Below are 21,885 nucleotides of genomic sequence, written 5' to 3'. Positions count from 1 at the left end.
CAGTTATTGCATAAAGAGCGCGGAGACCCTGATGTCCTCTTTTAACGAAATGATCAAAAACATCACCCCCGATATCTACCAGAGCCTGAAGCTGGCGGTGGAAATCGGCAAATGGTCGGACGGTGGCAAACTCACCGCCGAGCAACGCGAACTGTCGCTGCAAGCGATGATCGCCTGGGAAATCCAGAATCTGCCCGAAGATCAGCGCACCGGTTACATGGGCCCGCAGGAATGCAGCTCCAAGTCGATTGAAGTGCCGAATATCCTGTTCAAGTCGGATGCCATCCATTGATTGAGATTGGCCGCGGTGCAATCAGCAAAATGTCGGCGCGCCTCGACGGGCCGGACGTGCAATACGCTTTTCGTCTGGGCGATACCGAGGTGCCAGTCAATCCATTGATCGGCAGCACGGTTCGCCTCGAATACCTGGGGGCGATTTTCTGTTCCCATTGCGGACGCAAGACCAAAACCAGTTTCAGCCAGGGTTATTGCTACCCGTGCATGACCAAACTGGCGCAGTGCGACCTGTGCATAATGAGCCCGGAACGCTGCCACTTCGACGCCGGCACCTGCCGTGATCCGGAGTGGGGCCAGACGTTTTGCATGACCGACCACATCGTTTACCTGTCGAATTCGTCGGGGGTGAAAGTCGGGATTACCCGGCTCAACCAGTTGCCGACCCGCTGGATCGATCAGGGCGCGCGCCAGGCGTTGCCGATCATGCGCGTCTCGACTCGCCAGCAATCGGGCTTCGTCGAAGACCTGTTCCGCAGTCAAGTGGCGGACAAGACCAATTGGCGTGCTTTACTCAAGGGCGAAGCGCTGTCGGTGGATCTGGCTGAAGTTCGCGATCAGTTGTTCGAGAGCTGCGCCGAAGGTTTGCAAGGTTTGCAGGAACGATTCGGCCTACAGGCAATCCAGACTATTGCCGATGTCGACGTCCTCGAAATCCGCTATCCGGTCGAGCAATACCCGGCCAAGATCGTCAGCTTCAACCTGGACAAGAACCCGATTGCCGAAGGCACGCTGTTGGGGATCAAGGGCCAGTACCTGATTTTCGACACCGGCGTCATCAATATTCGCAAGTACACGGCCTATCAGCTCGCCGTGCATAGTTAAGGATTCCAGCATGCGCACCGAACAACCGAAGATGATTTACCTGAAGGACTATCAGGCGCCCGACTACCTGATCGACGAGACGCACCTGACCTTCGAGTTGTTCGAGGACCACAGCCTGGTCCATGCGCAACTGGTGATGCGCCGTAATCCCGAGCGCGGTCCGGGCCTGCCGCCGCTGGTGCTCGATGGCCAGCAGCTGGAATTGCTGACGGTCAACCTGGCCGACCGCGAGCTTGGCGCCGACGACTATGTGCTGACTGAAAACCACCTGACATTGCATCCGCAGAGCGAACGTTTCACGGTCGACACCACCGTGCGCATTCACCCGGAAACCAACACCGCGCTGGAAGGTTTGTATAAATCCAGCGGCATGTTCTGCACCCAGTGCGAGGCCGAAGGCTTCCGCAAGATCACCTATTACCTTGATCGCCCGGACGTGATGAGCAAGTTCACCACCACGGTCGTCGCCGAGCAGCACAGCTACCCGGTGCTGCTGTCCAACGGCAACCCGATTGCCAGCGGTCCTGGCGAAGACGGCCGGCACTGGGCGACCTGGGAAGACCCGTTCATGAAACCGGCGTACCTGTTTGCGCTGGTGGCCGGTGACCTTTGGTGCGTCGAAGACACCTTCACCACCATGACCGAGCGCTCGGTGGCGCTGCGCATTTACGTCGAGCCGGAAAACATCGACAAGTGCCAGCACGCGATGAACAGCTTGAAGAAGTCGATGCGCTGGGACGAAGAGGTCTACGGTCGCGAATACGATCTGGACATCTTCATGATCGTTGCGGTCAACGACTTCAACATGGGTGCGATGGAGAACAAAGGCCTCAACATCTTCAACTCCAGCGCCGTGCTGGCCCGCGCCGAAACCGCCACCGACGCCGCGCACCAGCGCGTTGAAGCGATCGTCGCTCACGAATACTTCCACAACTGGTCGGGCAACCGCGTGACCTGCCGCGACTGGTTCCAGTTGTCGCTCAAGGAAGGCTTCACAGTGTTCCGCGATTCCGGCTTCTCCGCCGACATGAATTCGGCCACGGTCAAGCGCATCCAGGACGTGGCTTATCTGCGCACCCACCAGTTCGCCGAAGACGCCGGCCCGATGGCCCACGCCGTGCGCCCGGACAGCTTCATCGAGATTTCCAACTTCTACACCCTGACCGTGTACGAAAAGGGTTCGGAAGTGGTCCGCATGCTCCACACCTTGCTCGGCGCTGAGGGTTTCCGTAAGGGCAGCGACCTGTATTTCGACCGCCATGACGGCCAAGCCGTGACCTGCGACGACTTCATCAAAGCCATGGAAGACGCGAATGGCGTTGACCTGACGCAGTTCAAACGCTGGTACAGCCAGGCTGGTACGCCACGTCTGGCGGTGAGCGAGTCTTACGATGCGGCGGCGAAAACCTACAGCCTGACGTTCCGTCAGAGCTGCCCGGCAACCCCGGACAAGGTTGAGAAACTTCCGTTTGTGATTCCTGTGGAACTCGGTCTGCTGGACTCCAAAGGCGCGCCGATTGCTTTGCGCCTGTCGGGTGAAGACGCTGCTCAAGGCACTTCGCGGGTAATTTCGGTGACGGAAGCCGAGCAGACGTTCACCTTCGTTGATATCGCCGAACAGCCGTTGCCTTCGCTGTTGCGTGGTTTCTCGGCGCCGGTGAAGTTGAGCTTCCCGTACAACCGCGATCAGTTGATGTTCCTGATGCAGCACGACAGCGACGGTTTTAATCGTTGGGATGCCGGGCAGCAGTTGTCGGTGCAAGTGTTGCAGGAGTTGATCGCGCAGCAGCAGAAGGGCGAAACGCTGGTGCTGGATCAGCGGCTGATTTCGGCCCTGCGCACAGTGCTTTCCGATGAAACGCTGGATCAGGCGATGGTCGCGGAGATGCTGTCGTTGCCGGGCGAGGCGTATCTGACCGAGATCAGCGATGTGGCTGATGTCGATGCCATCCACACCGCGCGGGAGTTTGTGCGCAAGCAGTTGGCGGACAATTTGTTCGAGGCGTTGTGGCTGCGTTACCAGGCCAATCGTGATTTGTCGAAGAACACGCCATATGTGGCTGAGGCTGAGCATTTTGCCCGCCGCGCGCTGCAGAATATTGCGCTGTCGTACTTGATGCTGAGCGGTAAGCCGGAGGTGTTGGCGGCGACGCTGGAGCAGTTTGAGACCAGTGACAATATGACCGAGCGCCTGACGGCGTTGGCGGTGTTGGTGAATTCGCCGTTCGACGATGAGAAGGCCAAGGCGCTGGCGAGTTTCGCCGAGCACTTCAAGGATAATCCGCTGGTTATGGATCAGTGGTTCAGTGTTCAGGCGGGCAGCACGCTGCCGGGTGGATTGGCACGGGTGAAGGCGCTGATGGAGCATCCGGCGTTCAATATCAAGAATCCGAACAAGGTGCGCGCGTTGGTAGGGGCGTTTGCCGGGCAGAATCTGGTGAATTTCCATGCAGCGGACGGTTCCGGGTATCGGTTCCTGGCGGATTTGGTGATTGAGTTGAATGGGTTCAATCCACAGATCGCTTCTCGGCAGTTGGCGCCGCTGACCCGCTGGCGCAAATATGACGATGCACGTCAGGCTCTGATGAAAGCGGAGTTGGAGCGGATTCGTGGCTCGGGTGAGTTGTCCAGTGATGTGTTTGAGGTAGTGAGCAAGAGCCTGGCTTGAGTTTTTGGGGCTAGTGAAGAAGGCGCCTTCGGGCGCCTTTTTTGTGTGAGGTGGATTGCGGGTATATCCGTTGCTGCGGTGATGGCTGCAGGAGTGAGCCTGCTCGCGATGGCGTTATGTCTGCCAGCGCATGCATCGACTGGCAGACCGCTTTCGCGAGCAAGCTCAGCTCCTACAGGATCTGCGCCAAGCCCAAATTCTGCGTCCACAGCCATTTTCCTGTGGGAGCGAGCTTGCTCGCGATGGCGTTATGTCTGCCAGCGCATGCACCAACTGATCCACCGCTTTCGCGAGCAAGCTCAGCTCCTACAGGATCTGCGCCATCCCCAAATCCAGCGTCCGCAGCTATTCCACTGTGGGAGCGAGCTTGCTCGCGATGGCGTCATGCCTGCCAGCAGATGCACCAACTGGCAGACCGCTTTCGCGAGCAAGCTCAGCTCCTACAGGATTTGCGCCACGCCCAAATTAACTGTCAGGCAACCACGCGATAACACGGCACGTACGCCGCGCCGCCCGGCAGTTTCATCCGGTGCTGGGCGACGAATGCCTTGAGCAGTTGATCGAGCGGTTGCATCACCGCCACGTCGCCGCGGATTTTATACGGGCCGTGTTCCTCGATCAGGCGAATGCCCTTGTCCTTGACGTTGCCGGCAACGATCCCGGAGAACGCGCGGCGCAGGTTGGCCGCCAGTTCGTGGGCCGGCAGGCTGCGGCTCAGTTGCAGGCTGGCCATGTTTTCGTGGGTCGGGTCGAACGGGCGCTGGAAGCCTTCATCGATCTTCAGCAGCCAGTTGAAATGGAACGCGTCGTTGCGTTCGCGGCGGAACTGCTTGACCTCCTTGAGCCCGGCAGTCATCTGCCGCGCCACTTCGGCCGGGTCGTCGATGATGATTTCATAATGCTGCTTGGCCGCTTCACCGAGGGTTGCGCCGACAAACGCATCCAGTTGCTCAAGGTACGGCGCCGCGTGTTTCGGCCCGGTGAGGATGACCGGGAAGGGCAGGCCCTTGTTGTCCGGGTGCATCAAAATGCCGAGCAGGTACAGGAACTCTTCAGCGGTACCGGCACCGCCCGGGAAGATGATGATGCCGTGGCCGACGCGGACAAACGCTTCCAGACGCTTTTCGATGTCCGGCAGGATCACCAGCTCATTGACGATCGGGTTCGGTGCTTCGGCCGCGATAATCCCAGGTTCGGTCAGACCGAGGTAACGCCCGCCCTGAATACGCTGTTTGGCGTGAGCGATGGTCGCGCCTTTCATCGGGCCTTTCATCACGCCGGGGCCGCAACCGGTGCAGATGTCGAGGCTGCGCAAACCCAGTTCATGCCCGACTTTCTTGGTGTATTTGTACTCTTCGGTGTTGATCGAGTGGCCACCCCAGCACACCACAATCTTCGGCTCGACGCCGGGGCGCAGGGTGCGCGCATTGCGCAGCAGGTGGAACACGTAGTCGCTGATGCCTTGCGATGTGCTGAGATCGATGCGCTGGGCGTCGAGTTCGTTTTCGGTGTAGACGATGTCGCGCAGGGCGCTGAAAAGCATTTCCCGGGTGCTCGCGATCATTTCGCCATCGACAAAGGCGTCGGCCGGCGCGTTCAGCAGTTCGAGGCGCACGCCGCGGTCCTGCTGGTGAATGCGGATTTCGAAGTCCTTGTAGGCTTCGAGGATGGTCTTGGCGTTATCAACGTGGGCGCCGGTGTTGAGGATGGCCAGGGCGCACTGGCGGAAAAGGGTATAGGTGCTGCCGGAACCGGCTTCGCTCAGTTGCTGCACTTCACGTTGGGACAGGGTTTCGAGGCTGCCCTTAGGGCTGACGGAAGCGTTGATTACTTGACGTTGGGACATTCAATGATCCTTAAAACGATGCCGTTCAGACAGGAGTAGCGATTGGCATCCGAATAATATGTATCCAGGAAAGAAGATGGCACGAACTGCGGACTCTCGCCACGTCCCGGTTTGACGATGAAAAAATCAAAAGGAGCCCCAGCATAGCTAAATCCCTCGCAGAGGCGATAATGCCCGGCACTCTTTTCGCTCACTGATTCAAGGACGTTCGCCACCATGTTCGAAATCCAGCCGATGAATGCCGAAACCTTCCGCCGCCAGACCCGGCGCAGCACGGTGATCATTGCCCTGATTTTCCTCGCGCTGGCCATGGCGCTGTCGACCGCTGCGGTGACGTTGTTCGGTGAACCCCGCGGCGACAACCTGCGCTTCAACGTCGGCGGGGTGTTTGTCGCGGTGCTGCTGATGGTCGCGTTGATGCGCGGCACGTTCTGGCATCAGCCATGGATGGCGCCGGCGGTCTACGGCTGGCGGCTCAAGCGCAGCCTGATGAGCGTGACCAACGTCATGCACCAGGTGACAGCTGCGGTCGAAGCGGGCGATGCCGATGCGATGAAGCTGCTGCGCTTCTATCATCTCGGGTTGAGCCAGATGCATGAACTGGACGGTAACTCCAGCAATCACGGGCAATTGAACCGCGAAATGGAGCAACACAAGCAACGCATGCAGGCGCTCGGTATCGACACTGAACAGACGCACTTGAACCCGGCCTGGCTCGAAGCAGTCAAGCAAACCCCACGCTAACGCCTGCGGCGCAAGGCATCAGCTAGTCTCAGCAGACCAGTGGCGGTCAGGAAGCATCGCCTCTACAGAAAAATCAGGGAATGTCATGGGACAGCCGTCCGTTAAAGTTCGTATCGAAACCCTTCAGCCGACGGCGTCATTGCTCGCCGAACAGCTGCAAGCCAGGCTCAAGGTGCGTTACGCCGTGGTGTTGCTGATCGCGGTGTGTCTGTCGATGACCGCGCTGGCGGTCTGGGAGTCGTGGAATTCGCGGCACTACCACTTGCATGACAAAGAAGTGGCGATGTCCAACCTCGCGCAGACGCTGGCCTCGCAGGCGCAATCGACGATCAAACAGGCCGATACGATGCTGTTCACCCTGGTCGATCGCCTGGAAAAGGACGGCGCGGGCCAGGCACCGTTCAGCCGTGTGCAGCAATTGCTCGTGGCGCAACGCAGCGAGCTGCCGCAGTTGCATGGCTTGTTTGTCTACGACGAAAACGGCCGTTGGCTGGTCAATTCCAACGGCGCGTCCGTGCCGCAATCGAACAACTCTGACCGCGAGTATTTTGTCTTCCACCGCGATCATCCCGAGCGCGGCCCGCACATCGGCCCGTCGATAAAAAGCCGCTCGACCGGCGAATGGATCATGACCGTTTCCAGAAGGATCAATCATCCCGACGGCCGTTTCGCCGGCGTGGCGCTGGCCACTGTGTACCTGAACCATTTCCTGGCACTGTACGACGGTATCGACATGGGCAAAAACGGCGCGATCAGCCTGATCGCCGACAACGGCAATCTGCAGGTGCGCCGCCCGTTCAATGAAAACGATATCGGCACCAGCGTCGCCAATGGGCCGTTGTTTACGCAGTTGCTGCCGTATGCCAGTTCCGGGACGGCGACGATCAAATCGGTGATCGATGGCGTTGAACGCGTTGTCGGTTTTCGTCGGGTCGAGGGTTATCCGCTGGTCGTTTCGGCGGCGCTGAACAAGCAAGAAGTGCTGACCGCCTGGCGCCAGGAATCGTTGAACAGTGCGACCATCGTCGCGCTGCTGCTGGGGGTCCTCGGCACACTCGGTTATCGCCTGATCCGCGTGATGAAGCAGCAAAACCGCGTGCAGAACGAATTGCTCGAAGCCCAGGAAAAACTTCTCGAGATCAATCACAGCCTCGAACTGCTGGCGCTGGAAGATGCGCTGACCGGGCTGGCCAATCGACGCCAGTTCGATCTGTTCATGATTGCCGAAATGGGCCGCGCGCGGCGCAGCCAGAGCATGTTGGCGATGCTGATGATCGACGTCGATCACTTCAAGCTGTTCAACGATCATTACGGGCATGTGGCGGGCGACGAATGTTTGCGCAGGATCAGCGCGATCATCATCGAGAGCATCCAGCGCCCCGGCGATCTGGCGGTGCGTTATGGCGGCGAAGAATTTGCCGTGGTGCTGCCCGGCACCGACTATGTCGGGGCGTTTCTGGTCGCCGAAAAAATCCGCCGCGCGGTGCAGCAGGCCGGCATCGTCCACGGCGAAGGGATCGAGGGCGTGGTGACGGTCAGTCTTGGCGTTTGCGCTTATGATCCGGCCTCGCAAGCCAAGGCCGATGACTTGATCGGCGCGGCGGACAAGGCGATGTACGTGGCCAAGGCGAGCGGGCGCAATATGAGTGTGATTGCCAATTGATCGGCTGAAATCTACGGACTGCTGCGCAGTCCAGCGCGAGCAAGCTCGCTCGCTACAGAGGGTGGGTGGTTTGCGCTTCAGGTGGCGCGACGGAGTTTCCAGAGGCGGATCAGACGCGCGTAGACCAGCACGTTGACCGCCAGCACGATGCTGCCGAGCCCGAGTTGAATGGTCGGGGTCAGCCCGGCCGGGTAGATGATCGGCAATACGTAATGTTCGATGAAACCGCCGCCATACACGGTTTGCCCGGCCGCTTCGCGCATCAGGTTCTCCCAGTAGGTCAGCGGGCAGGTCAGGTGAAACACCTCGACGATCACGCCCCACGTCGCTGCGGGCAGGTGCCACCAGACCAGGTGATGCCATTTGAGCACCAGCAGTCCGCCGAACAGCACGAACAAAATGAACAACAAGTGAAACAGCACCAGCCCGTCGGCGGCGATTCGGTAAAGCATGTCGGCTCCCTGACTTTTCAAGTGAATGGCGCCATGTTACTCGGCTGCGGCGTCGCGCTCCAGGTGGGCAAAATTGTGCATGCCTTCGAGCGCGACTGCTGGCACAGTTGGCGGTCCATTCATCGGTGAAGCGTGTTATGTCCAACTCACATTTGCCGCGCAGCGCGTTTTTGCGTGGTGCGGCGGCGATCATGCCGTTGTCCCTGGCCACCGCGCCGTGGGGATTGCTCGCCGGTTCGATGGCCATCGAGGCCAATCTCACGCCGCTGCAAGGTCAGGGCTTGTCGAGCATCGTGTTTGCCGGCGCCGCACAATTGGTCGCGATCGGCATGCTCAAGGGCGGCGCCGGGGTCTTTTCGATTCTGCTGACGACGTTGCTACTGACCTCGCAGCATTTGCTCTACGGCATGAGCATGCGTTCAGTGATTTCGCCGCTGCCGGGGCGCTGGCGGGTGGGATTGGGCTTTTTGCTCACTGATGAGTTGTTTGCGTTGACCAGTCAGCACGACAAACAGCAGTTCAATCGCTGGTATGCGCTGGGCGTCGGCCTGACGTTTTATATCGCCTGGAACCTCTTCACCCTGGCCGGGATCGTCCTCGGCAGCAGCATTCCGGGGCTTGAACATCTGGGCCTGGATTTCTCGATTGCCGCGACGTTTATCGCGCTGATCACGCCGGTGGTGCGCAACGTGCCAACGGTGGTCTGCGTGGCGGTGTCGCTGTTCTGCTCGGTGTTGTTCAGTTATTGGCAATGGGGCTCGGCGCTGGTGCTGTCAGGGCTGGCCGGGATGACCGCCGGGTTTATCTGCAACAAACTGTATTTGGAGCGCACATGATGGTCTGGGCGGTGATTATCGGCATGGGCGTGTTGGTATTTCTCAACCGCTACGTGTTCCTCGAACCACGCTTGCCGCTGCGCTTGAGCAGCAACGCGCGGCAATTTCTCGGTTTCGCGGTGCCGGGCATGCTCACGGCGATTTGCGGGCCGATTGTGTTTATGCCGGAGAAACAGCTGAACTTGCAGTGGGACAACCCGTATTTGCTCAGCTCGCTGGTGGCCGTGGGCCTGGTGATCTGGACCCGCAGTACGCTGATCAGCATGTTGCTGAGCATGGGATTCTTCTTTTTGCTGCGCTGGTGGCTGTGAGCCGCAAGCGCGCCGGTGAACTACGCTTGGAGGAGATTTGATCCCTTGAACAAGCGAGGTGCGCATGGCCAATGAACCCGGGCAACCGGATCTGCAAGAAGACACCGACCAACCCAGCCACGAAGAAATCGAGCGCCAGCGCCGTTCGAGGCCAGACTGGAAACACCCCGATGACGGCAAAGAACTGTCCGACCGCGACATCGAAATCCCGCTGAAACCCTGAGCACCACAAATCCCCTGTGGGAGCCGAGCTTGCTCGCGATAGCGGTCGTTCAGTCGCTGAAGATGTCGCGTCAACCGGCCCCTTCGCGAGCAAGCTCAGCTCCTACAGTTCCGGTGGCGTGCCCGGATGTTGTGACCACCACAACTCCCCTGTGGGAGCCGAGCTTGCTCGCGATAGCGGTCGTCCAGGCGTGAAGATGTCGCGGCTGCTGGCCTCTTCGCGAGCAAGCTCAGCTCCTACAGTTTCGGGGGCGTGCCCGGATGTTGTGATCACCACAACTCCCCTGTGGGAGCCGAGCTTGCTCGCGATAGCGGTCGTCCAGGCGTGAAGATGTCGCGGCTGCCGGCCCCATCGCGAGCAAGCTCAGCTCCCACAGTTTCGGGGGCGTGCCCGGATGTTGTGACCACCACAACACGTCTTTCAGGCATCTTCCATCTGCGGGAAATCCGGATGCGCGGTGCGGTAGCCGAGGGTCTTGTCGATCCACGCGTTGACTTCATTGACCATCACTGGCGCTTTGCCCGGATAGTTTTTCAGCGTGGCCCGCAGAACATTCTCGATATCCGCGACTGAGTGCAGGTTTCGGGTTTTTATGTAATTGCCGATAAAACAATTGAGTTGCAAGTGTTCTGTCATTGAAAGATAGACACACTCCAGCCCATCGACTTGATTGTTTGCAAAATCGTCGCGCAACTTAGTTCTCTGCAGGTGTGTAAAAGTTGTAGGAATTTCCTTGATTGTTGACTCATCGGTCAACTGGGAATGCTTATGGAAATGCGGCGCGCATGCTAGCTGTAGCGGGGCGAAATGTATGTATGACGATCGGAATGTCAGACAAGCGGTTGTGCGGCAAACAGCCGCACTAAAATAAGTGTCTCGCGCTTGAAACACTGTATGTAACGTTTGCGCGGTGAAGTTGTATAGGCAACTTGTTGATGTGGGTAATAGTTAAATCAGGGCGCGCGCGTCAAAGTAAGGGCTCAATAATACTGGCACCTTGGTTTCGGACATTTCCTACAGCTTTGCCTACTTTGTACCACTCAAAACATTCGCTGCTTTCGCCCTCAAACAAAACCATTTGCTCGGCGCGCTCCTTGGGCGTCGCCGGGTCGAGCCATTCGCGGGCCAACTCCGCCGACAGCACCACCGGCCGCCGATCATGCACATCAAGCAAGCCTCCGGCAGCGTCCGCGGTAATGATCACAAAACCATCACCGTCCCGTGGCTCGCCACCCGCCACAGGAAATTGCCCAATCGCCGCGCAATAAATCGGCGTGTGATCGCGGTGCCGAATCAGCCACGGCTGGCGCGTCGAATCGCCGGCGTCGACCCATTCAAACCAATTATCGACAGGACAGATCGCCCGGTTCGGCCATATCGAGCGGAAAAAAGCCCCCTGCGCGACTTTCTCGACCCGCGCATTGATCGGCGCTGCGCGATCCTTGGCCCAGTGCGGTCGCCAGCCCCACCGCACGTTGTCGGCATGCAAGCCGTCATTTTGCTGATGAAACAGCGCCAGTTGCGTAGTCGGCGCGGCGTTGTAGCGGGCCAACGTCTGATCGCCAACGTGATTGATCAGCGCGTCGGGAATGCTCAACACCGCGACAAAATCGTGAATACCCCGGTACTGCGTCAGTCGTCCACACATTGGCGAAATCTCCCACAAGAGATTTCAGCTTAGATGACATGTGCGCGTTGCAATTCGGTCAGCGACAAAGCCTTGAGTCGCGCGAGCAACGGATCGCGGCGATCGCGCGGATGCGCCAGTTGCACCGCCAATTCCTGGCGAATGCTGCTCGGGCGGTTGTCCATTACCAGCACGCGGTCGCTGAGGTACAGCGCTTCATCGACATCGTGGGTGACCAGCAGTAATGCGATTGCGTGGCGCTCGGCCAGTTGCAGCAACAAGTCCTGGAGTTTCATCCGTGTGAAGGCGTCCACCGCGCTGAACGGTTCATCGAGCAGCAACACCTGCGGCCGCGAATATAAACCGCGCGCAATCGCCACCCGTTGCGCCATGCCGCCGGACAAGGCTTTCGGCAGCGCCTGGGCAAAACCGCCGAGGCCAACTTCGTCGATCAATTGCGCGACCCAGTCCTTGTCGTACTGCTTGTCGGCGCTGAAACCGATGTTTTGCTCGACCGTCAGCCACGGCATCAGGCGCGGTTCCTGAAACACAAACGCGACTTCGCCGGCATGGTTGTTCAGTTCGCCCTGAAAGTCCTTTTCCAGCCCGGCGACAATTCGCAGCAAGGTGCTTTTGCCACAACCGCTGGGGCCGAGCAGGCTCACGGTTTCGCGGGGTTTGAGCTGCAGATGAATGTTGTTGAGAACAACGTTGTTGAGGGCAGTGTTGTTGAGAGCACTGTTGTTGAGGTCGGTGGCGCTGGCGAAGCTTTTGCGCTCCACGCGGATGTCCAGCAAGTGTGCGGTCATGGCTTATTCCCCTGTATTTTGGCCGTTGAAGGTGTCGCGCCAGGCGAGGAAACGTCTTTCCAGGCTGGCGAGAATGCCGTCGCTGAATTTGCCGAGAATCGCCAGCACGATGATCGCCGCCAACACGATGTCCGGACGCGAAGTCTCGCGGCCGTCGCTGAGCAAATAGCCGAGGCCTTTGGTGGCGGCGATGAGTTCGGCGGCCACCAGAAACATCCACGCCAGGCTCATGCCGCTGCGCAGCCCGGTGAACAGGCCGGGCAGGGCGGCGGGCAGGAGGATGCGGCGGACCAGCCGCGCTCGGCTGAATCCGTACATTTGCCCGACTTCCACCAGTTTGCGGTCGATGTCACGAATCGCCGCGACGCCGTTGAGGTACACCGGGAAAAACGCGCCGATGGCAATCAGGACGATTTTCGAGGTTTCGTCGATGCCCAGCCACAGCAGCAATAGCGGCACCCACGCCAGGCTCGGGATCGAGCGCAGGCCGGCGAATGTCGGTTCCAGATAGGCTTCGGCCTCCCGGCTCAAACCGACCCACGCGGCGAATACCAGCGCCAGGCTGGCGCCGATGGCAAAACCGAGCAAAACCCGCAACAGACTGGCGCTGATGTGTTTCCACAGCGCGCCGTCGGCCAGTTCGCCGAGGGTCAGCGCCACTTCGCTGGGGGCGGGCATTTGGTAGGACGGCAGCCAGCCGATGCGTACGACAAATTCCAGCACGAGGACGATCGCAAGCGGCAGGGCCAGGCCTTTGAGGCGCAATTTCCAGGCATTGCTCAGGCGTTTGGGCGCGGGGAGTGCGAGGTGGGCGGGCAGGGATTTGCTTTTGCTGGTCATGAGTCCTCCACATCAATGCCCCTTTTGTGTAGGAGCGAGGCTTGCCCGCGAAGAACGATTACATGGTCTTTCAGCAAGACCGATCTGAATTCTTCGCGGGCGAGCCTCGCTCCTACGGGGGTGTGGTGTTTGTTATTGACGGGCGACGGTTTGTTTAAAGCCGGTGTCGATCAGTTGATCGATCACCTGATCGACATTCACCCCGCGCCGCACCAGTTCTTCGGACACCAGGATCGGCGCCGCAGCCTTGGACGCGAGCACGTCCTTGGCGCTCAATTGCGGGGTGCTGAGGTCAGTGCGCGACAATTGCAGCTTGGCCACTTCGAGCGGCAAGCCGGATTCGGTGGCGAGCAGTTTTGCCAGTTCTTCCGGGTTCTTCACCGCCCATTCCCGCGCCTGTTCGTAGGCGTTGAGCACGGTTTCGATGGTTTTCGGATGCTCCTTGGCATAGCTGTCGGTGACGCTGACCACGCCGTAGCTGTTGAAATCGGTGTTGCGGTAAAGCAAACGCGAACCGGCCTGGACCTGGCTCGCCGCCATGTGCGGATCCAGTCCGGCCCAGGCATCGACATCACCTTTTTCCAGCGCGGTGCGGCCGTCCGGGTGTTGCAGGTGCACCAGTTCGACGTCGTCCTTGCTCAGGCCGGCCTGTTGCAGACTACGCAAAGTAAACAGGTACGGATCGGTGCCTTTGGTCGCGGCGATTTTCTTGCCCTTCAGGTCGGCCACGGTTTTGTACGGTGAATCCTTGCGCACGACCAACGCGGTCCATTCGGCGCGGCTGTAGACGTAAACGGACTTGATCGGGCTGCCATTGGCGCGGCTCAGCACCGCGGCGAGGCTGGCGGAAGAGGCAAAATCGACGCCGCCACTGTTCAGGTATTCCAGCGAGCGGTTGCTGCCCTGGCTCAACACCCAGCCGACTTTCGTCTGCGGCAGGGCTTTTTCGAGGAAGCCGAAATGCTTGAGCACCAGGCTCACCGGCGAGTAATAGGCGTAATCCAGATGCACTTCGGCCGGCGCGGTGTCGGCGGCATGGGCCAAGGGTTGCAGGCTGAAAGCGATGGCGACGGCGCTGAGCAAGTGCCTGACGTTAGGAAAACGGAAGAAGGATTTCATGAGCACAGCTCCAGGCAAGGCGATTAGATTCTTATGTCCTGATGAATGGTTGTTAACGATGCGTCCTGCATAAAAGGAATATTGCAGGCTCTGTGCCATGTCCGCTGAATCCAGCGTTTTCCACACTTCAGGCCTTTGGAAAACGGATGCCGATGAACACAGACAAACAGTCTGTTGAACCGCTGTTGCCAAGCAAACAGTGACCGCAGCCGATCATTAGCTTATGCATAAAAAGAATTTAAAAGCTGTCCAGTAAGAGCGTTATGGTCTATCGAAATAACACCCCCGGAGCTTTCGATGAACCTGTCCCGATCCCTGCGCAGTCTGCTGAGCTGCGCCTTGTTTTCTGCGACGTTGCTTGCACCCTTCGCCTACGCGGCTGAATCGGTAGTCCTGCACGTTGGCGATCAGAATTACTACAACGTGCGCGCCTCGGTGGAAGCGTCGGGCGTGCTCGAAGGCGCGCCTTACACCGTCGACTGGAAACACTTCCAGGCCGCCGCGCCATTGGCCGAAGCGCTGAATACGGGCGCACTGGATTTGGGTTTTCTCGGCGATTCGGGTTTTCTGTTCCTCGCCGCCAAGCAGGCGCCGGTGAAGCTGGTCGGCGTGTCGCGGCAAAACCCCGACACCATTGCGTTGCTGGTGCCCAAGGATTCACCGGTGAAAACCATTGCCGATTTGCAGGGTAAAAAGGTCGCTTACTGGCCCGGTGCATGGAGTCAGCAATTGACCTTGCGTGCATTGGAGCAGGCCGGGTTGCCGGAGGACTACGTCGACTTCATCAAGTTGATGCCGATTGATGCTGCGGCGGCCTTACCGCAGGGCAGCATCGACGCGTTCCCGGTGTGGGAACCGTACATCTCGCAACAAATCCTCTTTTCCGGCGCCCGACCGATTCTTACCGCGAAGAACCTGATGCCTGGTCTCAGCGCGATTGCTGCTTCAACGCCGGCAATCGACAGCAAACGTGAAGCCATCGCCGACTTTCTCGGGCGCCTTAAAAAGGCCCGCGCCTGGGTCGATACCCACACCGATGAATACGCCGACCTCTGGGCGAAGAAGGCCAACCTCGATCAGAATGTTTCGCGCCACTGGTTGCGCCAGGCGCACATGACCGTCGGCCCGGTGGATCAGCAAGCCGCCGCCGATCTGCAAAGCACTGCGGATTTCCTGTTCAAGGTCAAGGCACTGCCGGCGGCGTTGGCCACCGCGCCGATCATCGATCACTCGTTCGAACAGGCGCTGACACACTAATCCGGGAGCGCGCGACGCCAACACTGTGTAACCTTGCCCGACTTTGCGCGCGCAACGACATGCGGGCCGAGTGGAGGATCACCGGGCGAGGGTTTTGCCATTAACGTGATGACCGCAATGGTCGGGCCCAAGGCAAAACATGACACAGCTGTTCAGGATTCTCTCGCTGCTCGCGGTGACTATCGGACTGACCGGTTGCATCTCGGCGCCGATCGAAATGACCGCGCAGACCCAGCAACGCTTGCAGGCACAGGCGCCGATTCGGTTTCTGCTGACGTTCGACGACGGCCCCAGTGCCTCAAGTTTCTGGAACCCGACCGAGACCGTGCTGGACGGCCTTGCCGAGAATCCGCTGCAAGCGAACATCAAAGCGGTATTTTTCGTCCAGACCGGCGCGCCGCGTGCCGGCGACAGCGACATTGGCCGGCGCGTCATGCAGCGCGAGCATGCCGAGGGCCACATCCTCGGTTTTCACACCGCCACCCATTGGCACACCAACCATCGCTGGCTCAGCCCGCAAGACCTCGAACAGACTTTAAGCCAAGGCGCGGCGGCTATCGCCGCGATCAGTGGCACGCCGCCGACTCTGCTGCGGCCGCCGTTCTGGAATTACGACGCGCGCACTTTCGCCGCGTATAAGCGCCACGGCATGCACGTGCTGCTGACCGACGTCAGCGCCAATGACGGCAAGATCTGGGGTTTCAACGCCAGTCCACGACGCCGGGCCAACATGTTGCTGCAATTATCGGAAGTCCGCGAACGCATCGCCCGCGGCGAATTACCCACGGTCGACGGCGTGATTCCGGTGGTGGTGACCTTCCACGACCTCAATCGCTACACCGCCCGGCACACCCGCGAATACCTGCAAATCCTCCTCGACAGCGCCCGCGAGACCGGGGTCAAAACTGCGCCAAAGCCGTTTTACGACGATCAGCAGCAATTGATTAAAGCGGCGCTGGCCCGCACCGTCAGCGAAAGCGCGGAGCCGGTGCAATTGCCGGGGATCTGGAACTGGCTGTGGGATGGCGATTCCCACTGACTGAAACACAAAACCTGTGGAAGCGAGCCTGCTCGTGATGGTTGTTCAGCATCCAATATCAGCGTTGGCTGACAGTGCGCAATCGCGAGCAGGCTCACTCCTGCAAGGGCTGCGGCGTGATCATGCGTGAGGCAGCAACTCTTCAATCATCCGCAAACAATGGCTCAACCCCGGCGACACATCGCCGACCCGGCGGCTGAGGATGATCGGCGAAGTGGCGTTTTCTTCCAGCAGCGGGGTGAAACCGATGTCGTCGCGGTGCAGCAGTTGCACCGAGGCTGGCACCAGGGTGACGCCGATGCCGGCGCCGACCAGACCGATCGCGGTTTGCAGTTCGTTGGTCCACTGCGCGACATGGATGCTCACGCCGCAGGATTCGAACAGCGCAATAACGTGGTCGGCGTAGCTCGGGCGCGGGTTGCCGGGGTACAGCACAAAAGGCTCTTTCGCCAGTTCACGCAGGCTGATCGGCCCGGCCAGCAGCGGATGCCCGGCGGGCAGGGCGGCGACCAGGCGGTCCTCGGTCAAAACTGTCTGGATGATCGCCGGGTCGTCGATGCGAATGCGCCCGAACCCGATATCGATGCGTCCGGCCTTCAACGCTTGCACTTGTTGCAGCGTGGTCATTTCCGACAAGCCCAGTTCCAGCTCAAGGTGTTCGGGATTGCGTAAACGGCGGATCAGTTCCGGCAGCACGCCGTACAGCGTCGACGGCGCAAAACCGATGCCGAGCCAGGTCTTTTCGCCGAGGCCGATGCGGCGGGTGTTGTCGCAGACCTTGGCCAGTTGCTCGAGCAGCGCGCTCGAATGCTCATGAAAAAACCGTCCGGCCTCGGTCAACTTCAGCGGCCGCCCGCGTTCCAGTAACTGCACGCCGAGTTCGTCTTCCAATTGCTGGATCTGCCGACTCAGCGGCGGCTGCGCAATGTGCAGTTGTTCAGCGGCACGGGTGAAGTTGAGGGTGCGGGCCACTACCTGAAAATAACGCAGGTGACGCAGTTCCATGAAACCTCCAGATACTGATTCGGTAGATACCTTTAAGGTATCAAGCCAGACCAATTCTATATTGGCCGCCCGGAAAAAGCCGTATGAGAATCGGTTGCAGAAGTTCAAGAACCTGAGGGGTATCGACAGGCGTGAATTATGGCTTCGATTCGCGAGGATGACCGCTGAACCCAGCCTGTCCAGTTCGCCACCATAATAAAGACAAGATGAGGAAACCTGATGAACGTGAAAATTTCCCACACTGCCAGCGCCCAGAAGTTTCTCGAAGAGGCCAGCGGCCTGCTCAACGAGGCCGGTGATCCACGGGTCAAGTCGCTGGTTTACCGGATCCTGCGTGATTCGGTGAACATCATCGAAGACCTCGCGGTAACCCCGGAAGAGTTCTGGAAAGCGGTGAATTATTTGAACGTGCTCGGCGCGCGTCAGGAAGCCGGATTGCTGGTTGCCGGGATCGGCCTGGAACATTATCTCGACCTGTTGATGGACGCCGAAGACGAGCAGGCCGGCAAGGCTGAAGGCACGCCGCGGACCATCGAAGGGCCGCTGTACGTGGCGGGCGCGCCGCTGGTTGAAGGCGAGGCGCGACTCGATGATGGCGTTGATCCGGGCGTGGTGCTGTTCATGCAGGGCCAGGTGCGCAACACCGCCGGCGAGCCACTCGCCGGGGCGGTGGTGGATGTCTGGCACGCCAATACCGGCGGCACTTATTCGTATTTCGATACCACGCAATCGGAGTTCAACCTGCGTCGGCGCATTGTCACCGATGCCGATGGCCGTTACCGCTTCCGCAGCATTGTGCCGTCGGGCTACGGTTGCCCGCCGGATGGTCCGACCCAGCAACTGCTCGATCAGCTCGGCCGTCACGGTCAGCGCCCGGCGCATATTCACTTCTTCATTTCGGCGGCGGATCATCGGCACCTGACCACGCAGATCAACCTCGACGGCGACCAATACCTGCACGACGATTTCGCCTACGCGACTCGCGACGAACTGATCGCCCACATCACTTTCAGCGACGACCAGCAGCGCGCGGCGGCGCACGGCGTCAGCGGCCGGTTTGCCGAAATCGACTTCGATTTCACCCTGCAAACTTCCGCGCAACCGCAAGAGCAAGAGCGCCCCGAGCGCGTTCGCGCCCTCGAAGACTGATCCACATCACCCTGTAGGAGTGAGCCTGCTCGCGATGACGTATTCAGCTTCAACATCACCGCTGACTGACACACCGCTATCGCGAGCAAGCTCACTCCTACAAGGGTTGTGGTGGGTCAGGGTTTTGCCATGATGTGACCCCATAAAAACAATGAGAGTGACGCGACCATGCAAGCGCAACTGTTGAGTCAGCGCAGCCGAGTGTTCGAGCAGGCCGACCCTTACGCGGTGTCGGGCTACGTCAATCAGCATGTCGGCAATCATTGCCTGCTGATGCCGCGCGCCGGGCGGCCGCTGGCCAGTCTCGACCACCGCAAATTCGCCAGCCTCGACCTGTGCCGGATCAGTTACGGCGCCAGCGTGCGCGTGACCTCCGGCGCGCTGGAAAGCGTTTATCACCTGCAAGTGCTGCTGCGCGGCCACTGCCTGTGGCGCGGGCACGGCGATGAACATTACTTCGAGCCCGGCGAGCTGCTGCTGATCAATCCTGACGATCCGGTGGACCTGACGTATTCCGACGATTGCGAAAAATTCATCCTCAAAGTCCCCAGCCGTTTGCTTGAGTCGGTGTGTGACGAGCAGCGCTGGCGCTATCCGGGGCAGGGCGTGCGGTTTCTGCAAAACCGTTATCAGCTCAATCAACTTGAAGGGTTTGTCAGCCTGTTGGCGATGATTTGCCAGGAGGCGGAAGCCGCCGAGCCGATACCCAAGGTCCATGAGCATTACGCGCAAATCATCGTCAGCAAAATGCTTGGGTTGATGCAGACCAACGTCAGCCGCAGCAGCCACGGTGCGCCGGCGGCGAAGTTCGAGGTGATTGCCGATTACATCGCGCGCCACCTCAAGCAAGACATCGACAGCGAAGAACTGGCGCGTCAGGCACGGATGAGCCTGCGTTCGCTGTACGCTCTGTTCGAACGCCACGCCGGGGCCTCACCGCTGCATTACATCCGGCGCAAACGCCTGGAACGGGTCTACGCCTGCCTCAGCGACCCGACCTGCAACGTGCGCAACGTCACCGAGGTGGCGATGGATTATGGCTTCCTGCACCTCGGGCGATTCTCCGACAGCTACCGCAAACAGTTCGGCGAACTGCCGTCGGACACCCTCAAGCGCCGACACTGAACCTGCGCAGCCCCGTAGCAACCCCCGTAGAAGCCCCCGTAGCAGCTGCTACAAAACCTGGCTGCGACAAATCTGGCTGCTGCATGCATAACCTGCTGCACTAAACGGACAAAGGTCTGCAGCCAGCGGATAGTCCGCCACACAGCCCCGTCCTACATTGGCCCTGCCTGAATAAAAACAATGGAGGCGGCGGCCATGTCCCTGCGACCCGAATACCTTCACTCCCTGCTCGAAGACGACAAAGACACCGGCATCTATCGCTGCAAACGCGAGATGTTCACCGACCCGCGCCTGTTCGACCTGGAGATGCAGCACATCTTCGAAGGCAACTGGCTGTACCTGGCCCACGAAAGCCAGATCCCCAATATCAACGACTTCTACACCACCACCATGGGCCGCCAGTCGATCTTCATCGCGCGCAACAAGGCCGGTGAACTCAACGCGTTCCTCAATGCCTGCAGCCATCGCGGCGCCATGTTGTGCCGGCACAAGACTGGCAACAAAAGCTCCTACACCTGTCCATTCCACGGCTGGACGTTCAACAACTCCGGCAAGCTGCTCAAGGTCAAAGACCCGGCCGCAGCCGGTTATCCGCCGAGTTTCAATTGCGACGGCTCCCACGACCTGACCAAAGTCGCGCGATTCGAGTCCTATCGCGGCTTTCTGTTCGGCAGCCTCAAGGCTGATGTGCTGCCGCTGGTTGAGCACCTCGGCGAGTCGGCAAAAATCATCGACATGATCGTCGACCAGTCCGCCGATGGCCTGGAAGTGTTGCGCGGCTCCTCCAGCTACATCTACGAAGGCAACTGGAAACTCACCGCCGAAAATGGCGCCGACGGTTACCACGTCAGCTCGGTGCACTGGAACTACGCCGCGACCCAGAACCAGCGCAAGCAACGCGAGGCCGGTGACAGCAACCCGACCATGAGCGCCGGCACCTGGGCCAAACAGGGCGGCGGTTTCTACTCGTTCGACAAGGGCCACATGCTGCTCTGGACGCGCTGGTCGAACCCCGAGGACCGGCCACTCTACGAGCGCCGCGACGAGTTGGCCCGCGACTTCGGCCAGGCCCGTGCCGACTGGATGATCGAGAATTCGCGCAACCTGTGCCTGTACCCCAACGTGTACCTGATGGACCAGTTCAGCTCGCAAATCCGCATCGCCCGGCCGATCTCGGTCAACCGCACCGAAATCACTATTTACTGCATCGCCCCCAAAGGTGAAAGCGACCACGCGCGGTCGAGCCGGATTCGTCAGTACGAGGACTTCTTCAACGTCAGCGGCATGGCGACGCCGGACGATCTCGAAGAGTTTCGCTCGTGCCAGACCAGCTATCAGGGCAGCGTCACGACGTGGAACGACATGTCCCGTGGCGCCGAACACTGGGTCGAGGGCGCCGATGAAGCGGCACGGGAAATCGACCTGCATCCGCTGCTCAGCGGCGTGCGCACCGAGGACGAAGGCCTGTTCGTGCTGCAACACAAATACTGGCAGCAGACCATGCTCAAGGCGCTGGCCGCCGAGCAGTCCGAACTGATTGCCGTGGAGGCCGTGTGATGACCATTACCTATGACGCCGTGCGCGATTTTCTCTACCGCGAAGCGCGCTTCCTCGACGACAAACAGTGGGACCAATGGCTGGAACTGTACGCCCCGAACGCGACGTTCTGGATGCCATCGTGGGACGACAACGACGAGCTCACCGAAGACCCGCAACGGGAAATCTCGCTGATCTGGTACGGCAACCGCACCGGCCTTCAAGACCGCATCTTCCGGATCAAGACCGAGCGCTCCAGCGCCAGCGTGCCGGACACTCGCACTTCGCACAATTTGAGCAACATCGAGCTGCTGGAACAGGCCGGCGGCGTGTGCAAGGTGCGTTTCAACTGGCACACCCTGAGCTTTCGCTACAAGACCGTCGACAGCTACTTCGGCAGCAGTTTCTACACCCTCGATGTGCGCGGCGAGACCCCGCTGATCACCTCCAAAAAAGTCATCCTGAAGAACGACTACGTTCGCCAGGTCATCGACGTTTATCACTTGTGAGGTGGCCG

23 protein-coding genes are annotated in these 21,885 nt (G+C 59.7%); 14 read left to right on the top strand and 9 right to left on the bottom strand.

Annotation, left to right across the window (positions count from 1 at the left end; all coding sequences use genetic code 11):
• Nucleotides 1-31 precede the first annotated feature (31 nt).
• From BLU01_RS00820 to pepN, 3 genes are read left to right on the top strand one after another with little or no spacing between them, the layout of a single operon-like run.
• Complete coding sequence (locus BLU01_RS00820; protein ID WP_092269506.1) at nucleotides 32-292, top strand: YeaC family protein; 261 nt, start codon at nucleotides 32-34, stop codon at nucleotides 290-292.
• Complete coding sequence (locus BLU01_RS00815) at nucleotides 289-1,119, top strand: DUF2797 domain-containing protein (RefSeq protein ID WP_092269503.1); 831 nt, start codon at nucleotides 289-291, stop codon at nucleotides 1,117-1,119. The genes BLU01_RS00820 and BLU01_RS00815 overlap by 4 nt, the downstream gene beginning before the upstream one ends.
• Before the next feature lie 10 nt (nucleotides 1,120-1,129).
• The gene (gene pepN, locus BLU01_RS00810; protein WP_092269500.1) at nucleotides 1,130-3,787 is read left to right on the top strand and encodes an aminopeptidase N; all 2,658 of its coding nucleotides are present in this window, start codon (nucleotides 1,130-1,132) and stop codon (nucleotides 3,785-3,787) included.
• Between the two features lie 472 nt (nucleotides 3,788-4,259).
• Here pepN and ppnN read toward each other — a convergent pair whose 3' ends face one another.
• Together ppnN and BLU01_RS27480 are read right to left on the bottom strand one after the other, a co-directional pair.
• The gene (gene ppnN, locus BLU01_RS00805) at nucleotides 4,260-5,633 is read right to left on the bottom strand and encodes a nucleotide 5'-monophosphate nucleosidase PpnN (RefSeq protein WP_092269497.1); all 1,374 of its coding nucleotides are present in this window, start codon (nucleotides 5,631-5,633) and stop codon (nucleotides 4,260-4,262) included.
• Entirely contained in the window at nucleotides 5,615-5,851 is a 237-nt protein-coding gene (locus BLU01_RS27480; RefSeq protein ID WP_101207946.1) for a hypothetical protein, read from the bottom strand. Before BLU01_RS27480 ends, ppnN begins: the two co-directional genes overlap by 19 nt.
• On the opposite strand from BLU01_RS27480, the gene BLU01_RS00800 reads away from it, so the two are divergent.
• The gene (locus BLU01_RS00800; RefSeq protein WP_092269494.1) at nucleotides 5,850-6,377 is read left to right on the top strand and encodes a DUF3087 domain-containing protein; all 528 of its coding nucleotides are present in this window, start codon (nucleotides 5,850-5,852) and stop codon (nucleotides 6,375-6,377) included. The two genes, BLU01_RS27480 and BLU01_RS00800, sit on opposite strands and share 2 nt — an antisense overlap.
• Nucleotides 6,378-6,462: 85 nt before the next feature.
• A complete protein-coding gene (locus tag BLU01_RS00795) occupies nucleotides 6,463-8,040 on the top strand; it encodes a GGDEF domain-containing protein (RefSeq protein WP_092269491.1) in 1,578 nt (525 codons plus the stop codon).
• Between the two features lie 77 nt (nucleotides 8,041-8,117).
• Here BLU01_RS00795 and BLU01_RS00790 read toward each other — a convergent pair whose 3' ends face one another.
• Nucleotides 8,118-8,492 (bottom strand): DUF2784 domain-containing protein, encoded by a 375-nt coding sequence (locus tag BLU01_RS00790; RefSeq protein WP_092269488.1) that lies wholly within the window; start codon nucleotides 8,490-8,492, stop codon nucleotides 8,118-8,120.
• Between the two features lie 137 nt (nucleotides 8,493-8,629).
• On the opposite strand from BLU01_RS00790, the gene BLU01_RS00785 reads away from it, so the two are divergent.
• The 3 genes from BLU01_RS00785 to BLU01_RS27715 all read left to right on the top strand — a co-directional run bounded on the left by BLU01_RS00785 (nucleotide 8,630) and on the right by BLU01_RS27715 (nucleotide 9,862).
• On the top strand, nucleotides 8,630-9,328 hold the full coding sequence (locus tag BLU01_RS00785; protein ID WP_092269484.1) for an AzlC family ABC transporter permease: 699 nt from the start codon (nucleotides 8,630-8,632) through the stop codon (nucleotides 9,326-9,328).
• A complete protein-coding gene (locus tag BLU01_RS00780; RefSeq protein ID WP_092269481.1) occupies nucleotides 9,325-9,639 on the top strand; it encodes an AzlD domain-containing protein in 315 nt (104 codons plus the stop codon). Before BLU01_RS00785 ends, BLU01_RS00780 begins: the two co-directional genes overlap by 4 nt.
• A gap of 64 nt (nucleotides 9,640-9,703) precedes the next feature.
• Complete coding sequence (locus BLU01_RS27715) at nucleotides 9,704-9,862, top strand: hypothetical protein (protein ID WP_167370413.1); 159 nt, start codon at nucleotides 9,704-9,706, stop codon at nucleotides 9,860-9,862.
• 420 nt (nucleotides 9,863-10,282) lie between these two features.
• Here BLU01_RS27715 and BLU01_RS00775 read toward each other — a convergent pair whose 3' ends face one another.
• From BLU01_RS00775 to BLU01_RS00755, 5 genes are all read right to left on the bottom strand, one after another.
• Nucleotides 10,283-10,555 carry a hypothetical protein gene (locus BLU01_RS00775; RefSeq protein ID WP_092269478.1) on the bottom strand — a complete coding sequence of 91 codons (273 nt, stop codon included), beginning with the start codon at nucleotides 10,553-10,555 and terminating at the stop codon, nucleotides 10,283-10,285.
• 274 nt (nucleotides 10,556-10,829) lie between these two features.
• Nucleotides 10,830-11,510, bottom strand: coding sequence for an SOS response-associated peptidase family protein (locus BLU01_RS00770; protein ID WP_092269475.1), 681 nt, complete (start codon nucleotides 11,508-11,510; stop codon nucleotides 10,830-10,832).
• Between the two features lie 29 nt (nucleotides 11,511-11,539).
• Nucleotides 11,540-12,298, bottom strand: coding sequence for an ABC transporter ATP-binding protein (locus BLU01_RS00765; RefSeq protein ID WP_092269473.1), 759 nt, complete (start codon nucleotides 12,296-12,298; stop codon nucleotides 11,540-11,542).
• Nucleotides 12,299-12,301: 3 nt separating this feature from the next.
• Entirely contained in the window at nucleotides 12,302-13,138 is an 837-nt protein-coding gene (locus BLU01_RS00760; protein WP_092269470.1) for an ABC transporter permease, read from the bottom strand.
• Between the two features lie 132 nt (nucleotides 13,139-13,270).
• Nucleotides 13,271-14,257 carry an aliphatic sulfonate ABC transporter substrate-binding protein gene (locus BLU01_RS00755; protein ID WP_092269467.1) on the bottom strand — a complete coding sequence of 329 codons (987 nt, stop codon included), beginning with the start codon at nucleotides 14,255-14,257 and terminating at the stop codon, nucleotides 13,271-13,273.
• A gap of 297 nt (nucleotides 14,258-14,554) precedes the next feature.
• On the opposite strand from BLU01_RS00755, the gene BLU01_RS00750 reads away from it, so the two are divergent.
• Together BLU01_RS00750 and BLU01_RS00745 are read left to right on the top strand one after the other, a co-directional pair.
• Complete coding sequence (locus BLU01_RS00750; protein WP_092269464.1) at nucleotides 14,555-15,514, top strand: ABC transporter substrate-binding protein; 960 nt, start codon at nucleotides 14,555-14,557, stop codon at nucleotides 15,512-15,514.
• A gap of 139 nt (nucleotides 15,515-15,653) precedes the next feature.
• Nucleotides 15,654-16,553: a polysaccharide deacetylase family protein gene (locus tag BLU01_RS00745; RefSeq protein ID WP_092269462.1), complete on the top strand. Its 900-nt coding sequence runs from the start codon at nucleotides 15,654-15,656 to the stop codon at nucleotides 16,551-16,553.
• A gap of 120 nt (nucleotides 16,554-16,673) precedes the next feature.
• Here BLU01_RS00745 and BLU01_RS00740 read toward each other — a convergent pair whose 3' ends face one another.
• Nucleotides 16,674-17,558: a LysR family transcriptional regulator gene (locus tag BLU01_RS00740; RefSeq protein ID WP_092269459.1), complete on the bottom strand. Its 885-nt coding sequence runs from the start codon at nucleotides 17,556-17,558 to the stop codon at nucleotides 16,674-16,676.
• A 219-nt stretch (nucleotides 17,559-17,777) separates the two neighbouring features.
• Here BLU01_RS00740 and catA point away from each other — a divergent pair, with 219 nt between their 5' ends.
• The 4 genes from catA to benB all read left to right on the top strand — a co-directional run bounded on the left by catA (nucleotide 17,778) and on the right by benB (nucleotide 21,877).
• Complete coding sequence (catA, locus tag BLU01_RS00730; protein ID WP_092269453.1) at nucleotides 17,778-18,707, top strand: catechol 1,2-dioxygenase; 930 nt, start codon at nucleotides 17,778-17,780, stop codon at nucleotides 18,705-18,707.
• Nucleotides 18,708-18,875: 168 nt separating this feature from the next.
• Entirely contained in the window at nucleotides 18,876-19,832 is a 957-nt protein-coding gene (locus BLU01_RS00725; RefSeq protein WP_092269450.1) for an AraC family transcriptional regulator, read from the top strand.
• A 195-nt stretch (nucleotides 19,833-20,027) separates the two neighbouring features.
• The gene (gene benA / locus BLU01_RS00720) at nucleotides 20,028-21,389 is read left to right on the top strand and encodes a benzoate 1,2-dioxygenase large subunit (protein ID WP_092269447.1); all 1,362 of its coding nucleotides are present in this window, start codon (nucleotides 20,028-20,030) and stop codon (nucleotides 21,387-21,389) included.
• Complete coding sequence (gene benB / locus BLU01_RS00715; RefSeq protein ID WP_092269444.1) at nucleotides 21,389-21,877, top strand: benzoate 1,2-dioxygenase small subunit; 489 nt, start codon at nucleotides 21,389-21,391, stop codon at nucleotides 21,875-21,877. Before benA ends, benB begins: the two co-directional genes overlap by 1 nt.
• The last annotated feature ends 8 nt before the right edge of the window (nucleotides 21,878-21,885 follow it).

The organism is Pseudomonas prosekii, from assembly GCF_900105155.1.
In the GTDB taxonomy this organism is placed as follows: domain Bacteria; phylum Pseudomonadota; class Gammaproteobacteria; order Pseudomonadales; family Pseudomonadaceae; genus Aquipseudomonas; species Aquipseudomonas prosekii.
The sequence above is the reverse complement of the archived record's forward strand: the minus strand, read 5'-3'. Positions and strand labels throughout refer to the sequence as shown.

Bases quoted from the DNA above. Each gene is read 5' to 3' on its own strand.
- BLU01_RS00755 (WP_092269467.1), bottom strand. From the start codon at position 14,257: ATGAAATCCTTCTTCCGTTTTCCTAACGTCAGGCACTTGCTCAGCGCC.
- BLU01_RS00745 (WP_092269462.1), top strand. From the start codon at position 15,654: ATGACACAGCTGTTCAGGATTCTCTCGCTGCTCGCGGTGACTATCGGA.
- BLU01_RS00740 (WP_092269459.1), bottom strand. From the start codon at position 17,558: ATGGAACTGCGTCACCTGCGTTATTTTCAGGTAGTGGCCCGCACCCTC.
- BLU01_RS00765 (WP_092269473.1), bottom strand. From the start codon at position 12,298: ATGACCGCACACTTGCTGGACATCCGCGTGGAGCGCAAAAGCTTCGCC.
- benB (WP_092269444.1), top strand. From the start codon at position 21,389: ATGACCATTACCTATGACGCCGTGCGCGATTTTCTCTACCGCGAAGCG.
- BLU01_RS00750 (WP_092269464.1), top strand. From the start codon at position 14,555: ATGAACCTGTCCCGATCCCTGCGCAGTCTGCTGAGCTGCGCCTTGTTT.
- catA (WP_092269453.1), top strand. From the start codon at position 17,778: ATGAACGTGAAAATTTCCCACACTGCCAGCGCCCAGAAGTTTCTCGAA.
- BLU01_RS00780 (WP_092269481.1), top strand. From the start codon at position 9,325: ATGATGGTCTGGGCGGTGATTATCGGCATGGGCGTGTTGGTATTTCTC.
- BLU01_RS00820 (WP_092269506.1), top strand. From the start codon at position 32: ATGTCCTCTTTTAACGAAATGATCAAAAACATCACCCCCGATATCTAC.
- BLU01_RS00770 (WP_092269475.1), bottom strand. From the start codon at position 11,510: ATGTGTGGACGACTGACGCAGTACCGGGGTATTCACGATTTTGTCGCG.
- BLU01_RS00785 (WP_092269484.1), top strand. From the start codon at position 8,630: ATGTCCAACTCACATTTGCCGCGCAGCGCGTTTTTGCGTGGTGCGGCG.
- pepN (WP_092269500.1), top strand. From the start codon at position 1,130: ATGCGCACCGAACAACCGAAGATGATTTACCTGAAGGACTATCAGGCG.
- ppnN (WP_092269497.1), bottom strand. From the start codon at position 5,633: ATGTCCCAACGTCAAGTAATCAACGCTTCCGTCAGCCCTAAGGGCAGC.
- BLU01_RS00795 (WP_092269491.1), top strand. From the start codon at position 6,463: ATGGGACAGCCGTCCGTTAAAGTTCGTATCGAAACCCTTCAGCCGACG.
- BLU01_RS00800 (WP_092269494.1), top strand. From the start codon at position 5,850: ATGTTCGAAATCCAGCCGATGAATGCCGAAACCTTCCGCCGCCAGACC.
- BLU01_RS00725 (WP_092269450.1), top strand. From the start codon at position 18,876: ATGCAAGCGCAACTGTTGAGTCAGCGCAGCCGAGTGTTCGAGCAGGCC.
- BLU01_RS27480 (WP_101207946.1), bottom strand. From the start codon at position 5,851: ATGGTGGCGAACGTCCTTGAATCAGTGAGCGAAAAGAGTGCCGGGCAT.
- benA (WP_092269447.1), top strand. From the start codon at position 20,028: ATGTCCCTGCGACCCGAATACCTTCACTCCCTGCTCGAAGACGACAAA.
- BLU01_RS27715 (WP_167370413.1), top strand. From the start codon at position 9,704: ATGGCCAATGAACCCGGGCAACCGGATCTGCAAGAAGACACCGACCAA.
- BLU01_RS00760 (WP_092269470.1), bottom strand. From the start codon at position 13,138: ATGACCAGCAAAAGCAAATCCCTGCCCGCCCACCTCGCACTCCCCGCG.
- BLU01_RS00790 (WP_092269488.1), bottom strand. From the start codon at position 8,492: ATGCTTTACCGAATCGCCGCCGACGGGCTGGTGCTGTTTCACTTGTTG.